Below are 15,262 nucleotides of genomic sequence, written 5' to 3'. Positions count from 1 at the left end.
GCGTCCGTCCGGGGCGGGCCGCCGGGTGTCTTCGTCGTGCGTTCGTGGCTGTGTGCTTCCATCCTTACTCCGCTCGGCTCTTCGTGGTCGGCTGTCCGGTGGGGAGCGCGCATCCGATCCCGGACGGTGACGTCCGGTCGCGCAGCGGCACCGCGCAGCGGCACCGCGCGGCGGCATCGGGAGGTGGCACGTGCGGCGAGGACCGGAGCCCGCGAAGGCCGGGAAGGCGTCTCACCCGGACGTGTAGTTTGCACGGTGGTGCGGGTGCGTGCGGGCATGGCGGGGGCGCGTACCGGAGAGAACCAGTGCATGCACGAACCGGTGTCCGACGAACCGCTCCCCGTCTCCGGAATCCAGCCCACGACCGATGTGGTCTTCACAGCGGACTTCGCTTCCGCGCGGCAGTGGGTGGCCGGCCGTTCCTGGGCCTATCCCGGCGGCGGGCCGGTCAATCCGGGCGACGACAAGCTCGATCACCTGGTTCAGGACGGTACCTATTGCCGTACCGGCGTTTTTCGGGCCACCCGAAGACGGGACGGCTGGTGGAACACGGGACTGCTGACGACCGAAGGCAGTGAAGAGGAGTTCGTCGTCCGTGCGGGCGACGTACTGGAAGCGCGGGTGCGGTTGCCCCGTGAGATCGGGGCCTGGCCGGCGATCTGGACCTGGCGGGACGGCGGCCAGGAGATCGACGTCTTCGAGTACCACCCCGACAACGCGGATCTGCTGGAGTTCTCCAACCATGTCCGCGGCAGCGGCCACTACTACACCGACGAGTCGGTGGGCCCGGGCGCGTGGGTCGATCTGCGCGTCGAGTTCGGCGTCCGTTCGGTGGTGTGGTGGGTGAACGGCACCCAGGTGTTCGCGGACCGGCGGGGGGTGGGGCGCGCCTGGCATGCCTACCTCATCGTCAACCTCTCGGTGTGCGCCGGGCGTTACCACCCGGCTCCCACCCGTGGGACCAGCGCGATGTCGTACGAGGTGGAGAGCCTGGTGGTGCGACGTTCGGTGCCGACCGACTGAACGGTGACACCTTCGCTGCCGTGACTCCGGTGGCGCATGCCGTCCGCCGCATCGGCGCCGGCGGGAGTGGCGCCCAGTCGTTCAGGACAGTGGCGTCTGCTCAGAGGCGCAGGCCTGCAGGACTCGGACGATGAGCAGTGCCACGTCGTCGTGGCCGCCAGGATCGCGCAGGGCGTGCAGGAGTACCTCGCAGGTTTCGTCGAGGGAGCGGTGCGGGTCGTCCAGGAGGGTGAGCAGACTGTCCATGCACGCGTCGATCGGGAAGCCGCGCTTCTCGACCAGGCCATCGGTGTACAGGACGAGTTGATCGCCACGGCCCAGCGAGAGCACGCTGGTGTGGAAGCCGCCGTTGCCCACGCCCAGCGGGGTTCCGGTGGGCAGGTCGAGCAGTTCGTGTTTCCCGTCCAGGCGGAGGAGCGCGGGCGGCAGATGGCCGGCCAGCGAGATGAGGCATCGCGCGCTGTACGGGTCGTAGACGGCGTAGACGCAGGTGGCGATGATGTCCTGCTCCAGGTCCTCGGTGATGCGGTCGAGGTGCTGGAGGACCTGGGCGGGGTCGAGATCGAGGCCGGCCAGGGTGCGGGTGGCGGTGCGGAGCTGGCCCATGGTGGCGGCGGCGCTGACGCCGCTGCCCATGACGTCCCCGACGACCAGGGCGGTCTTGTCGCCGCCGAGAGCGATGACGTCGAACCAGTCACCACCGATCCCGCTGGCCGCCCTGGCGGGCTGGTACCGGGAGGCGACGGCCAGCCCCGGCCGCTGCGGCGGAGGGTGGGGGAGGAGGCTGCGCTGAAGGGTGAGAACGGTGCGTCGTTGTTCCTCGAAGGCACGGTAACGTTCGGTGACGTCCACGCTGGAGGTCACCACGCCCAGCGCCTTTCCGTTGGGTGCTTCGAGGCGGTGGAACGAGATCGACCACGCGTGCTCGTTGTCCGGGTCGGCCGGGGTGCGGCCGGAGGTGTACTGATCCAGGACCGGGGCGCCGGTGGCCAGTACCTCGTGGATGGTCGTTTCGAAGGACTCGTCCAGGAGCGGAAGCACCTCATGCACGTGCCGGCCCAGGTGTTCGCCGGCGGGGACGCCGCTCATCCGTTCCTCTGCCGCGTTGACCGAGACGTACCGGAGGTCGGTGTCCAGTACACCGAGTCCGATGGGTGACTGGGAGACCAGTCGTGCGGCCAGTGCCAGCTCGCGTTCGACCTGCCGCAGCGTCGCCTGGTCCGCGGCGAGCCCCAGGGCGTAGTGGTCACCCTGTTCGTCCTGGAGCCGCATGTTGCGGAACTCCACACGCCGCGTACTGCCGTCCTTGTGCCGGATGGGGAAGACTCCGGCCCAGCTGCCGCCGCCCTCCATGACCTGCGCGAACAGGCCGAGGACGATGTCCCGGTGCTCCTCGTGGATCAGGAGGCGGCCGGCGAACTCGCCGAGCGCCTCCTCGGCGCTGTAGCCGAAGAGATCCTCGCCCTGAGGGCTCCACAGAACGATCCTGCCGTGGTCGTCGAGGAGGATGGCTGCCACGCTCAGCAGGTCGAGGAGACCACCGGACGCGGTCGGGGCGACGTCCGCCGCGTCGTCGTCGCGCTCCAACGACTCGGCTGCACCCATCCCCATCCCTCCTCACTGCACGCGGCCACTCGGTGGCTTCAGGACGCCGAGGTACCCCATGGCTCGGCAGCAGACGTCATTCTCCTCCTCATCGTCTCCCTCCACGCCGAGTCCCGCAGCTATACCCGCCGCAAACCCCGGAACAGGAGTTTCGTGCCGGACGCGGGCGGCTACCGCTCAAAATACGCGTGCCCTCGCCGGCACGGCGCCGGGTCGGGACGGGCCGGAGGGATCCTCCCGGGGTCAGGGCCGCCCTCCGACGCGGTGCACGCGCGGTCGTGTTCTCCCCGGCGCCACCCGTAAGGCCCATGACGCCGTCGAAGGTGTCACGGCCGTCCGCGGCGCCGGTGACAGCGCGAGGGACGCGGGTACGGAACGGTACGGCCACCGACCACGAAACGGTGCGGCCACCGACCGCGGCCGAACGGTCACCGGCGCGTGACGGCTCCGGCGGGCCCGCGGATCGACGCGCGGGAACGCCGGCGGGCGGCGATCGCGGCGTGGCCGCGGTTGTACACCCCGGGCTGCGGACAGATGCTGTAGACATCGCCACGGGTTGGGGTGGTGCCATGAATGTCTGGAATGCGAACGACAGCGTCTACTTCCGTGGTCCCCTCGACGTCACGCGGGCCGCCACGGCGGTCCTGGATGCCCAGGGCTGGGTCGTGGGATGGAGCCCGGCGGCGGAGGAGATGCTCGGCTACCGGTCGGACGAGATCGTGGGGCACCCCGTGGACATGCTGTTCGCCGGCGGGCGTTCCTGGCAGCCCGGCCTGGCCGCGTGGCACGACGCCCCGAACGTGCGCAGCAACGCGGTCGACCTGAAACACCGGGACGGCCACATCGTCCGGTCGGCGACGATGATGTCCCGCTTGTCCCACGGGAGCGAGGGACCCGCCTGGGTCGTGGTCGCGGCGGAGCTGGAGGAGGTCCACGAATGGGAGGCGGGCCTGGCCATGCTGCGCGGCCTGGCCACCCAGTCGCCCATCAGCCTGACCATCTACGACACCGACCTTCGGCTGACGTGGGCCAACACCGCGTCGGGACGGGAGTTCACCGAACCGGTCGAGGACGTCATCGGGACACTGTCGCAGGACCTGTACCCGGGCGGCGCGGTGCTGACCGAGGGGGCACCGTCGACGCTGGAACAGGTCATGCGGAACGTGCTCACCACCGGTGAGCCGGTCGTAGACCTGCGCTATCGCGGGCGGCCGCCGGCCGACCGGGAGCAGGACCACGTCTGGTCCTGCTCCTACTACCGCCTGCAGGACGCCCGTGGGCAGACGCTGGGCGTGTGCGAGGACGCCTTCGACGTGACCGACCGCTATCTGGCCCAGCGGCGGCTGGCGCTCCTGGTGCGGGCCGGGGCCCATATCGGCCGCACCCTCGACGTCTCGGGCACGGTCACGGAGTGCACCGAGGTCATCGTCCCGGACTTGGCCGACGCCGTCGTGGTGGACCTCGTGGAGGGTGTCACGGAAGGGGAGGAACCCTCACCCCGGCAGGTGTGCCCGGAGCCGCTGCTGCGCATGGCCCGCCGCTCGGCCGACGGTGTTTCCGAGGGGGAACCCGCGGAAACACCGTCGGCCGAGCGGCGCGTCACCTACGCCGAGGATTCCCCCCAGGCCCGCAGCCTGTCCTCGGGCCGACCGGTACTGGAAGAGACCGGACCGGGCGACACCGGGCCCCTGCCCGGCGCCGAACCGTGGGCCCATTCCCTGCTTGTCGTACCTCTTCGCGCCCGCGGCACGACGTTGGGGCTCGTCACGTTCCTGCGCGGCAGGACCTGTGCCCGTTTCGACAGCGACGACCTGTCGCTCGCCGAGGAGCTGGCCACCCGTACCGCCGTCTGCATCGACAACGCACGCCGTTACACCCGGGAGCGCAGGGCCGCCCTCGCGCTGCAGCGCGACCTGCTGCCCCGGCACATCCCGCCGCAGATGGCCGTCGAGGTGGCCCACCGCTATCTTCCCGCTCACCTGGCCGGTGTCGGCGGCGACTGGTTCGACCTCGTGCCGCTGTCCGGAGCGCGGGTCGGGCTGGTCGTCGGCGACGTGGTGGGCCACGGTCTGCGCGCCGCCGCCACGATGGGGCGCCTGCGCACGAGTGTGCGCGCCCTGGCACGGCTGGACTACACCCCCGACGAACTGCTCACTCGCCTCGACGACCTGGCCGAGCAGACCTCCGAGGAACAGACGGCGGCACGTCGGGTGAGCGGTCAGCCCGCCGATGCCCGGTCGTACGACGACCCGGCCCTCGGCGTGACCTGCCTCTACGCCGTGTACGACCCGGTGACCGGGCGGTGCGCCGTGGCCCGCGCAGGGCACCTGCCGCCGGCGGTCGTCACCCCCGACGGCGTCCTCACCTTCCCCGAGCTCCCCTCCGGACCCCCGCTGGGTCTGGGCGGTCTGCCCTTCGAGAGCGCGGAACTCGACCTGCCCCAGGGCAGCCTCGTGGCCCTCTTCACCGACGGTCTGGTCAGGGGCCAGGACCATGACATCGAGCTCGGACTCGAGCGGCTGGGCCGTGTGCTGTCCGAACACGAGAAGCCTCTCGAGGAGTTGTGCGATCAGATCATCGCCGAACTCCTCCCCGAGGGGCCGGCCGCCGACGACGCGGCGCTGCTGCTGGTACGCACCCGGGTGCTGGACTCGCACGAGGTGGCCGCGTGGGAGCTGCCCCTGGACCCCGCGGCGGTCGGACGCGCCCGCAACCTCGCCAGTCGGCAGCTGGGGAACTGGGGGCTGGCGGAACTGTCCTTCACCACCGAGCTGGTCGTCAGCGAGCTGGTCACCAATGCGATCCACTACGCCTCCGGTCCGATCCAGCTCAGACTGATCCGCGACCGCAGCCTGCTGTGCGAGGTCTCGGACACGGGGCACACCACGCCCCACCTCCGGCGGGCCGCCAGTGACGACGAGGGCGGGCGCGGCCTGTTCATCGTCGCGCACATGGTCCAGCGGTGGGGCACGCGCTATTCGGCGGCCGGCAAGACCATCTGGACGGAACAGCCCCTCCCGCCCATGGACATGCCCTGAGGCCTGTCGGCTGCCCACCAGCGGCGTCCGGTCTGCCCGGCAATGCCCGGACGGCCCCGTCGGGGCAGCGGTGCCGACCCTGGTCCGGGTCGCCGAGCGTGCCGGTGTCCGGCCGCGGCCGGCCGCTTCATCCGTACGACGTTCAGTGGCCCGCCGCCGTTTCCCACAGTCGGCCCATGGGGGCGAACTGTGGTCATGCGCGGGCAAGTTGATGTGGCAGGCTGTCCTGAGCCGTTCACGTGCGGGGAGCCGGGGCGGTCGTCGAGAGGAGCGCAGCGTGAAGCAGGACGGATTCCGTGCCGAGGAGATCGACACCAGCAGGCCGCACCCTGCGCGGATCTACGACTACCTTCTGGGCGGCAAGGACAACTACGAGGTGGACCAGCGGGCCGGCGACGAACTCGCCGCCGCGGCCCCCGAGGCGCGGATCGGCCTGCGAGCCAACCGCGCGTTCCTGCGGCGCGCCGTCCACCACGTCGTGGGCAGCGGCGTCCGCCAGATCCTCGACATCGGCACCGGGCTGCCCACCTCGCCGAACGTGCACGAGACGGCCGAGGCGGTGGCGCCCGACGTGCGCATCGCGTACGTCGACAACGACCCGATCGTGAACGCCCACGCCCGCGCGATGGTCAGCCGCTCCGCTCCGACCAGTGTCGTACTCGCCGACCTGCGCGACCCGCAGGCCATCGTGAACCATCCCGACGTACGCCGTGTCATCGACTTCGACGAACCCGTCGCCCTTCTCCTCGTCGCCGTCGTCCACTTCCTCACCAATGCGGACAATCCCGAGCAAGTGGTCGCCGCCCTGCGCGACGCGCTGCCCGCGGGCAGCTTCCTGGTGCTCTCCCACGCCACGGGCGACTTCGCCGACCGCCGTGACGCTCAGGCCGTCTACAACAAGGCCAGCGCCACCCTGAACCTGCGTGGTCGCGCCGAGGTTGAGCGGTTCTTCGACGGGTTCGAACTGATCGAACCGGGCCTGGCCCAGGTTCCGTTCTGGCGCCCGGACGGCCCGCCTCCGGCGAGGTCCGGCGAGATCGGTTTCTATGGTGGTGTGGGGCGCAAGAACGGCTGAACCGCCGCTCCCCGCCCTCACTCCCACCCACCCGTCCCTGTGTTTCCCGAGGTGCCGAGTCCGACCGAGTCGGGCTCGGCACTCGTGCGTTCCGCCCCTCCCCGATGTGACGTCCTCCAATTGCGTTTCCCGGGCGCAGCGGTGAGTCTCTCCCGGAACGATTCTCCGAAGAACTGTTATCCGAGGCTCACCGAGCGGTCTCCCAGGTATCGGACAGCATCGTTCGGCGTCGAGGACAGGGAAGCGTTTGATGAGCACACGGCACACGGTGGACGAGGCGGCGCTGGTGACCGCTGCCCGAAGCGGCGACCCACAGTCTCAGGACGCCCTGGTCGGTGCGTACCTCCCGCTGGTCTACAACGTCGTGGGCCGGGCTCTGAACGGCTCCGTCGACGTCGACGACGTGGTGCAGGAGACCATGCTCCGCGCGCTGGACGCGCTGGGAAGTCTGCGTACCCCCGAAAGTTTCCGCTCCTGGCTCGTGGCGATCGCGATGAACCAGGTCCGCAGACACTGGCAGGACCGGCAGTTCACCCCGGGAACCGCGGAGGACACCAAGGACGTCGCCGATCCGGGTGCCGACTTCGTGGACCTGACGATGGTGCGGCTGCAGTTGTCCGGCCAACGTCAGGAGACCGCGCGCGCCACCCGCTGGCTGGAGCCGGACGACCGGGCGCTGCTGTCGCTGTGGTGGCTGGAGTGCGCCGGCGAACTCACCCGGACCGAGGTCGCCACTGCCCTGGAGGTGTCACCTCAGCACGCGGCGGTCCGGGTGCAGCGGATGAAGGCACAACTGGAGGCGGCGCGTGTGGTCGTGCGGGCGCTCGACGCGCGGCCGCCGTGCGGGGAACTGCGCGGCGTACTGGCCTCCTGGGACGCTCGGCCCTCGGCGCTGTGGCGCAAGCGAATAGCCCGGCACGCCCGCGGATGCGCACGCTGCTCCGGCCTGTGGAGCGGACTGATGCCCGCGGAGGGGCTGCTGGCCGGCCTGGCGCTCGTGTCGGTGTCGCCCGCACTGCTGGAGAGAGTGCGCTCGGCCCACGCCGGTATGGCTCCGGCCGGCTCGGCGTCGGAGCTCGACGCTTCCGGCGGCACCGCCGGACCGGGTGCGCGGGCCCGCCACCGTGCCGGCGGCCGCGCGGGTACCGCCCGTGGCGAGGCCCGTCGCCGTCGGCGTGTCCGGCGCCGCGCGGTCGGCGGTGCCGTCGTGGCGGCCTGTGTGGCCGGCGGCGGTCTCTGGTACTTCAATTCGGACCCCGGGAACGGGGGCGGGGGAGGCAACGCCGCGCGGACCGCCGACGACCACGTGGTGGGCCTCTCGGCGTCCAGCGCCTCCGAGGGCACGCCGTCGGCCTCCCCGTCCGCTGCGCCGTCCGGGTCACCGTCCGCGTCGGCATCGAAGAAGGCGAGCCCGTCCAGGACCCCGCGCGCCACGAAGAAGAGTGTGCCGCCGCCCCGGAGGTCCGCGGCGCCGGCCAGGACGTCGGCCAGTGCGCCGGCGGAGGTGGCGGCGGCTCCGACGACCACCGTCGCGCAGGTGGTCGCGCTGGTGAACAAGGAACGCGCGGCGGCCGGCTGCGGTGCGCTCACCGAGGACGCGGAGCTGGAGAAGGCCGCGCAGGCGCACTCCGACGACATGGCCGCCCGTAACTTCTTCGAACACACCAACCCGGACGGTGCCGACCCCGGGCAGCGCATCACCGCCGCGGGCTACCGCTGGTCCACGTACGGCGAGAACATCGCCCAGGGGCAGCAGACGCCGCAGGCGGTGATGGAGTCGTGGATGAACAGTCCCGGCCACCGCGCCAACATCCTCAACTGCTCGTTCAAGAACATCGGCGTGGGTGTCCACAAGGGGACGGGCGGCCCGTGGTGGACACAGGACTTCGGCGCCAAGCTGTGAGGGCACCCGCGTCCGTGCGGGGGCCCGTTCGGCGCAGGCGCCCCGCCGGCTCGCGCTACTCGTAGACGGTGCCGGAGCTCCGGTCGACACCGGGCCGGGTCTGGGCGAGCCGGACGGGAAACGCGGCACCCGCTTGGAGTTGGGCGGCATCGACGGCACCGACGTGTGCCCGGGCTCGACCGGTCGGGGATCAACGTCTCCGCCGCCGAACCGAGTTGGGGCACCGACGCCCGTGATGCCTCCGACGCCGGAGGGGGGGCGGAAGTGCTCCCGTGGGAGTCGGCCGGCTCAGCTCCCCCTCGGCCGCTGCGCTCAGCCCCGGGCGGTCTCGCCGGCCGTGTCGGCGGCGGCCCGGGTGCTGCCGCGGCAGGCGCCACCGGTGTCTCGGCCATGCGCCACGAAGCGCCAGATTCCCACGTCAGCGAGCCCTTCGGGTGGGTGTCAGGTGCGCTCGGAGCGGTGCGCCGCCCGGGTACCTGCGTCCATTCGGGTGTTGCTGGAAAACTCCCGCGTGTCCGATATGGCAGATAAAGCGATTATCGGTACGTTCTCTCATAGATCGGCTGCTTGGCCGACGTCTCAGAGATTGGGAAAGTGACATGACCACGCGCAACATTGCCGTGACGGCCGCCGCTGCGGCTGCTACGGCCCTCGTCGCCACGGGCGTCACCTACGCCTCCGCCGCCGCGGCTCCTGAGGCCGCCCCCGTCGTCAAGCAGGTTGCTCCCATGGGTGGCGACAGCGGGCAGTCCAAGGGCAACGAAGGAGGTGGCGGAGGCGACCGTGGTGGCCGTCGCCACTACGAGGGCCACATCGACTTCAACGAGCGCACCTACTCCGCCCAGAGCTGGGGCTGCATCACCGTGATCAGCGGTCTCGGCTCCCGTAGCTTCAACGTCCGCAACGACAGCCACAAGACCGTCGAGGTCTTCCGCGGCGCCACCTGTGACAACGGTTCGCCCGTCGCCACGGTCGGCCCGTGGAGCACCAGCAACGGTGTCATGCCCTTCCGCGTCCACGGTGGCGTGAAGGTCAAGAACGGCGTCGTGGGCAGCTTCCGCGTCGTCGAGGACCACCACCGCTGGTAGTAACGGCGTCACCGCACCATCCGCACCGCATGGAGAACCCGGCCCGCTGCAATCGGGCCGGGTTCTCCGGCATGTGGTGCTGCCCCACCCATGCCCACGATGGGGGAAATTGAACATCTCGGGCGCAGGCCGGCTCCGCCGTGCTCGCCGCTCACCCGCGGACCTCGGCCCGGACCGGGATCGGCTGCCGAAGGCGGCCGGCGTTCAGGGGGTGGGTGGGACGCGGAGGGCGAGCAGCGCGGTGTCGTCGCTGGCCCAGCCGCCGGTGTGGTCGGCGAGGACCCGGCCGAGGTGGCGGACGGTCTCGGTGGCGTCGGCACCATGGGTGGCGGCCAGGGCGGCGGCGAGGTCGGCCTCGTCGAAGAGGGGGCGCGTCCCGCCGGGGGTGGCGGCGCGCGGACGGGCTTCGGTGGCGCCGTCGGTGTAGAGCAGCAGGGTGTCTCCGGCGGCGAGACGGAAGCGGACGTCGGTGAGACGGACCTCGGGCAGGACGCCCAGGAGTGTTCCCGGCCGGCCGACCGACTGGACGCGGCCGTCGCGGCGGCGGACAAGGGCGGGGGGATGCCCGGCCGTGCACAGGCGTCCGGCGAGGCCCCCCGCGGTGAGGCGGAAGGTGGCGTACACGGCGGTGAGGAACCGGCCGCCGCCGACCCGCTGGTCGAGCAGCGCGGAGTTCAGGTGGGTGAGCACCGTGGCCGGGGAGAGCTGCTGGGTGGCCTCCGCGCGCAGGGTGTAGCGGGCCAGGGCGGTTACCTTGGCCGCCTCGGTGCCCTTCCCGCAGACGTCCCCCATGACGGTGGACCACCAGGAGCCCTTGGCGCGGAAGAGGTCGTAGAAGTCGCCGACGACCTCCGTGCCGCCGGCCGCGGGCAGGTAGGACGCGGCGGTGTCCAGGCCGGGAACGGGCCGGAGCACGGGCGGCAGCAGGCTGTCCTGCAGGCTGCGGGCCAGTTCGCTGGAAGCGGCCAACGCCTGCTGGGCGGTGGCCAGGGACAGCCGCAGGTTCATCTCGTTGCTGACGGAGTGGGCCATCGTCGCGATCATGGCGAGTTCCTGCGGCTGCCACACGTGCGGGTTCTCGTCGATCACGCACATGCTGCCCAGGACTTCCCCGCCGGGCCCCAGGATCGGGTGGCCGGCCCAGGCGCCGATCTTCATCGGCGCCACCGAGGGATGGTCGCGGGTGCGCGGGTCCCGGGCCGCGTCCTCCACCGCGAACGAGTCACCCTCCAGGCCGACCAGGAAGTAGCAGAAGCTTTCCCCCACACGGTTCTGCCGCTCGTCGGTCTTCGTGGCGTCGACGCCGACGCACGACTTCAAGAACGAACGCCGGTCGTCGACCAGGGTGATGAAGGCGCGGCCGCAGCCGGTCACGGTCGCCGCCAGCCGCGCCAGGTTCTCGAACTCGGGCTCCGGTCCGGTGTCCATCAGTCCCGTCGCGGCCACCGCCGCCAGCCGAGCCGGATCCGACAACGCCGCCGGCAGTCCGTCGGCGCGCACTCCGCCCGGGAACGTCACACCCGGCATCCCCGCGCGCCTCCAGTTTTCCCATGGCCTGCCGCAAACATAGCGGGCGTCGTCCGTGCGGTGGTTCCCGGGCAGGTCATCTCGACCAGGAGACCCGCCTTCTGCGTGCGGTCAGTCCGGCAGATGCGCCAGGGCGGTGGTCAGGTCGGGCTGGACATCGAAGCACCCGACCGTACCCGTGACGTCCATGCGCTGGTGGAACTGCCTGCTCAGGGGGCCGACAAGCGTCAGGTCGCCCTTCTCGCGCGCAGCCAGCAGATGCCCCAGCAGATGTTCGTCGCCGAAGGCGAGGCCGGCCAGGTCCACGATCACCGGACAGCCGGACCCGGCGGCCTCACCGAAGATCTCCTCCAGTTCCCCGGAGCTCGTCAGGTCGGCACACCCCCGCAGGAGCATCACGAACGCCCTCGGCGACTCGTACCGGGTGGTGATCACCACGAGCTCGTCCGAGGCCGCGGGGGAGGTATCCATACGTCCAGCATCTCACTCCCGGTTCCCGACCGGGAGCACGGGAGTCCGCAGCGTGCCCCGCGGCCGTCGCGCGCGCCGGCGGCCGGTCCGGGATGTCCGGGCCGGAGCGGCGTCCCCGCAACGCCGGTTACGGAACGCCGAGTTCGAACAGGGCGTACCCCGCGTACGAGCCGGAGGCGAGCGCGGCGATTCCGAGGACGGTGCACAGCACCGGCGTACCGAGCCGGCGCATGCCGACGGCGCACGGGATGAACAGGGGGAAGGCCGGGAGCAGGTAGCGCGAGACGTTGCCGAAGATCTGCTGGCTTCCCAGGACGAGCGCGATCGTGAGGAGGGTGTGGACGACGAGGACCGGTGGCGGGCGGAGCCGTAGCAGCAGCGGGAGGACGATCAGGGCCAGCAGGACCGTGCCGACGCCGATGAGGTCTTCGTAGGGAGAGGCGAAGAGGTAGTCGAAGTGGCCCACCGGCAGGGAGGTGAACACGTCGAGGGTCTGTCTGCCGTAGTCGAACGTGTGGGCCCAGGCGCCCTCCTGGAGCTTGAAGTACCCGCCGTAGTCGCCCATTCGGTATCCCACCCAGCCGAGGTAGCCGACCAGCCCGAGGGGGGCGATCGCCACGGCGGCCAGTGGGCGCAGGACGATGCCCCGACGTCCCTTCCCGTCCGGACCGGGGGTGTCGCCCCAGCGGCGGGCCTCGCGCCACTGCCGGTGCACGGCCAGCAGGGCGGCGACGCCGAGCGCCGCGATCAGCGCGGTGGCCGTCGGGCGGGTGAGACCCGCGGCGCAGGTCAGAAGGCCGGCGGTGAGCCAGCGATGTCGCATGACGGCGTAGCAGGCCCAGGCCGCGAGGGCCACGTAGAGCGACTCCGAATAGGCCGACCACTCCAGGCCGGAACCGGGCCACACCGCCCAGAGCCCGGCAGCGGCGAGCCCGGCCCGGCGGCCGCCGATCCGCGCGGTGACGGCGTGGATCGCCAGGGCGGCGGCGAACGAGGCGACGACCGAGACCAGCAGGCCGGCGCCGAACAGACCCAGGCCGGTGCACGAGGAGAACAGACGCATCAGAGCCGGGTACAGAGGGAAGAACGCCGCTGAATTGCCCTCGATGGTGATCAGGCCGCTGGCACCGGGCACCGGCACGAGCGCCGGGTGGTAGCCGTGGGCGGCGATCTGCTGGTACCACCAGCCGTCCCAGGTGGCCAGCACGTCCCAGACGTGGGCGCCGCCGCCGAAGCGCGGGTTCTTCCGGCGGAAGTCCCCGGAGGAGTCGAGCAGGTACATGAACGCGCAGAAGCCCACGAGCTTCAGCGCCCCGTACAGTGCGAGCACCGGACCGTGCTGCTCCGCCGCCCGGCGCAAGCGCGGCCACCGGTGCGGAACAGCGGTGGGGGAGGGGACGAAGGCAGGGGAGGTATCGTACGACGGCGGCGTTGCGGACGAACGGCCCTCGGTGTGCGGCCGGTTGTCCTCGTACGACGGAGGGTTCGCGACGTGCGGGTCGATCATCGGACCTCGACTCCCGTTCGGCTGCCGCTCGGGGCGGCGGTGAACACCCAGGCCCGGAGGAGCAGGAAACGCAGCAGCGTCGCGACCAGGTTGGCGACGACGAGCACCACGACCTCGGTGGGCCGCCCGGGACCCGGGACCCAGCGGTGCAGCGCGGCGAGCGACCCGCTGGTGAGCGCCAGGCCGAGGCCGAACACCGCCAGCCCCCTGGCCTGTTGGCGCAGCACACCGCCGCGCCCGCGCAGCCCGAAGGTGAGCCGCCGGTTCGCGGCCGTGTTCGCGACGGCGCAGAACAGGAGTGCCCACGCGTTGGCTCCCTGCGGACCCGCGACCGGACGCAGGGCCACGTAGAGCAGGACGTACCCGACCGTGCTCGCCACGCCCACGGCACCGAAGCGCAGCAGTTGGGCGACGAGTGAACCGGGCGGGTCACCCCCGGTGGCGCGCCGCAGCCCCGCGGTCGGGAGCGTGCCACGGGCCAGCGCCCCGCCGATCCTGGCGATACCGCGGAGGTCGGCCACGGCCGTGGGGATCAGGTCGACCCGGCTGTCGGGGTCGTCCACCCAGTCGACCGGTACCTCGTGGATGCGCAGCCCGGCCCGTTCGGCGATCACCAGCAGTTCCGTGTCGAAGAACCACTCCGAGTCCTCCACCAGGGGAAGGAGGCGCTCGGCGACCTCGCGCCGGACCGCTTTGAAACCGCACTGCGCGTCGGAGAAGCCGACGGCGAGGGTGGACCGCAGCAGGACGTTGTAGCAACGGGAGATGATCTCCCGCTTGGGACCGCGTACCACTCGGGAACCACGGGCCAGCCGGGTGCCGATGGCCATGTCGGAGTGGCCGGAGATCAGCGGAGCGACCAGCGGGAGCAGCGCCGTCAGTTCCGTGGACAGGTCCACGTCCAGGTATGCCAGGACCGGCGCCCGAGACCGCGACCAGGCGACGCGCAGAGCCCGTCCGCGCCCCTTCTCGGCCAGCCGTATCCACTCGGCCTCCGGCAGCTCGGCGGCCAGCCGGGCCGCGATCCGCGGCGTGGCGTCGGTGCTGGCGTTGTCGGCGACGGTGATGCGGAACGGGTACGGGAACGTCTCCCGCAGGTGCGTGTGCAGGCGCCGGACGCTCGGCTCCAGATCCGTCTCCTCGTTGAACACCGGGACGACCACGTCCAGGACGGGTTCCGGATGGTGCGCCGGCAGCGGCAGTCGGAGCGGCAGCCCGTCCATGGGCAGTCCTGTCGGGAGGCCGGTCGGGCCGGGCCGCATGGTCTTGGTCATGGTTCGTCCAGGTCTGTGCGTCGTCGCAGGGCATCCCGAAGGCGCTCACGGCGGAGCTGCGGTCACGGAGTACGGCTGCGGGCGGAGCGGGCAACGGTGCGCGGGACGGAAGGTTTCCGCGGCAGAGGTCGGGGCGGAAGGTTCGCGGCAGGGGGTTCGGGACGGCGTACGGCCCGGCGGCGGGTGAGCGGTGGCTACCCGGTGTCGGTCGCGTCGGCGAACGAGGACGGCTCGAGGGTCGTCGTCGGCGGGGGCGGCGTGATGCTCTCGCTCGGCGTCGACGACGCCCCGGGCGGCGGGCTGGTCGTCGCGGTCCCGGAGGAACCGGTGCCGATCGAGGTCGAACCGCCCGTCGAGGACGGTGCCGTGGGCGGGCTGGAAGTGGTCGAGGTGTCGTCGGGAGTGGTGGTGGCCGACCCGGTGGGAGCTCCGCTGGAGGGCCGCGTGGGAGTCGGGGTCGGGCTCGGGGTCAGGGTCGGGGTCGGTGAGATGTTCGGAGAGGAACGGCCGGTCATGGGCTGCGGCAGCGGGGCCTGGGGCCGGTCGCCCTTCGGGGTGTGCGGCAGCAGGAACAGGCCGGCACCGAGCCCGGCGACCGCCAGTACGGAGCCCACGGCCTTCTGCGCCGAGCGGACCCGGCGGCGGACGCGGACTCCGGCCCTGAGGCGGTCCTGCTGCGCCGGCTCGAAGGGGGTCTGCTCCTCGGCGTCGCGCATCATCCGCGCCAACTCCCGCTCGAAGTGATCCATGC

At 71.7% G+C, this 15,262-nt stretch carries 11 protein-coding genes; 5 read left to right on the top strand and 6 right to left on the bottom strand.

Going from position 1 to position 15,262, the window contains the following annotated elements; all coding sequences use genetic code 11:
* Window positions 1–309: 309 nt before the first annotated feature.
* Window positions 310–1,023, top strand: coding sequence for a LamG domain-containing protein (locus OHB41_RS02705; RefSeq protein WP_266696323.1), 714 nt, complete (start codon window positions 310–312; stop codon window positions 1,021–1,023).
* An 81-nt stretch (window positions 1,024–1,104) separates the two neighbouring features.
* Here OHB41_RS02705 and OHB41_RS02700 read toward each other — a convergent pair whose 3' ends face one another.
* Window positions 1,105–2,628 (bottom strand): SpoIIE family protein phosphatase, encoded by a 1,524-nt coding sequence (locus OHB41_RS02700; RefSeq protein WP_266696322.1) that lies wholly within the window; start codon window positions 2,626–2,628, stop codon window positions 1,105–1,107.
* Window positions 2,629–3,197: 569 nt separating this feature from the next.
* Between OHB41_RS02700 and OHB41_RS02695 the strand changes: the two genes are divergently transcribed.
* The 4 genes from OHB41_RS02695 to OHB41_RS02680 all read left to right on the top strand — a co-directional run bounded on the left by OHB41_RS02695 (window position 3,198) and on the right by OHB41_RS02680 (window position 9,732).
* Entirely contained in the window at window positions 3,198–5,666 is a 2,469-nt protein-coding gene (locus OHB41_RS02695; RefSeq protein WP_266696321.1) for a SpoIIE family protein phosphatase, read from the top strand.
* Between the two features lie 277 nt (window positions 5,667–5,943).
* Window positions 5,944–6,741, top strand: coding sequence for an SAM-dependent methyltransferase (locus OHB41_RS02690; RefSeq protein ID WP_266696320.1), 798 nt, complete (start codon window positions 5,944–5,946; stop codon window positions 6,739–6,741).
* A 250-nt stretch (window positions 6,742–6,991) separates the two neighbouring features.
* Window positions 6,992–8,644 (top strand): sigma-70 family RNA polymerase sigma factor, encoded by a 1,653-nt coding sequence (locus tag OHB41_RS02685; RefSeq protein WP_266696319.1) that lies wholly within the window; start codon window positions 6,992–6,994, stop codon window positions 8,642–8,644.
* Between the two features lie 599 nt (window positions 8,645–9,243).
* The gene (locus OHB41_RS02680; RefSeq protein ID WP_266696318.1) at window positions 9,244–9,732 is read left to right on the top strand and encodes a hypothetical protein; all 489 of its coding nucleotides are present in this window, start codon (window positions 9,244–9,246) and stop codon (window positions 9,730–9,732) included.
* A gap of 204 nt (window positions 9,733–9,936) precedes the next feature.
* Here OHB41_RS02680 and OHB41_RS02675 read toward each other — a convergent pair whose 3' ends face one another.
* The 5 genes from OHB41_RS02675 to OHB41_RS02655 form a co-directional block, all read right to left on the bottom strand.
* A complete protein-coding gene (locus OHB41_RS02675; protein WP_266696317.1) occupies window positions 9,937–11,259 on the bottom strand; it encodes a GAF domain-containing SpoIIE family protein phosphatase in 1,323 nt (440 codons plus the stop codon).
* A 111-nt stretch (window positions 11,260–11,370) separates the two neighbouring features.
* Window positions 11,371–11,730 carry an anti-sigma factor antagonist gene (locus tag OHB41_RS02670; RefSeq protein ID WP_266696316.1) on the bottom strand — a complete coding sequence of 120 codons (360 nt, stop codon included), beginning with the start codon at window positions 11,728–11,730 and terminating at the stop codon, window positions 11,371–11,373.
* Between the two features lie 127 nt (window positions 11,731–11,857).
* On the bottom strand, window positions 11,858–13,237 hold the full coding sequence (locus OHB41_RS02665; protein ID WP_266696315.1) for a putative hexosyltransferase: 1,380 nt from the start codon (window positions 13,235–13,237) through the stop codon (window positions 11,858–11,860).
* Window positions 13,234–14,460 carry a bifunctional glycosyltransferase family 2/GtrA family protein gene (locus OHB41_RS02660; protein WP_266705608.1) on the bottom strand — a complete coding sequence of 409 codons (1,227 nt, stop codon included), beginning with the start codon at window positions 14,458–14,460 and terminating at the stop codon, window positions 13,234–13,236. The genes OHB41_RS02665 and OHB41_RS02660 overlap by 4 nt, the downstream gene beginning before the upstream one ends.
* 245 nt (window positions 14,461–14,705) lie before the next feature.
* Window positions 14,706–15,260, bottom strand: coding sequence for a hypothetical protein (locus tag OHB41_RS02655; protein ID WP_266696314.1), 555 nt, complete (start codon window positions 15,258–15,260; stop codon window positions 14,706–14,708).
* Between the last annotated feature and the right edge of the window lie 2 nt (window positions 15,261–15,262).

The sequence above is a fragment of the Streptomyces sp. NBC_01571 genome (assembly GCF_026339875.1).
GTDB lineage: Bacteria > Actinomycetota > Actinomycetes > Streptomycetales > Streptomycetaceae > Streptomyces.
This window is presented reverse-complemented; position numbering and strand designations above follow the sequence as displayed.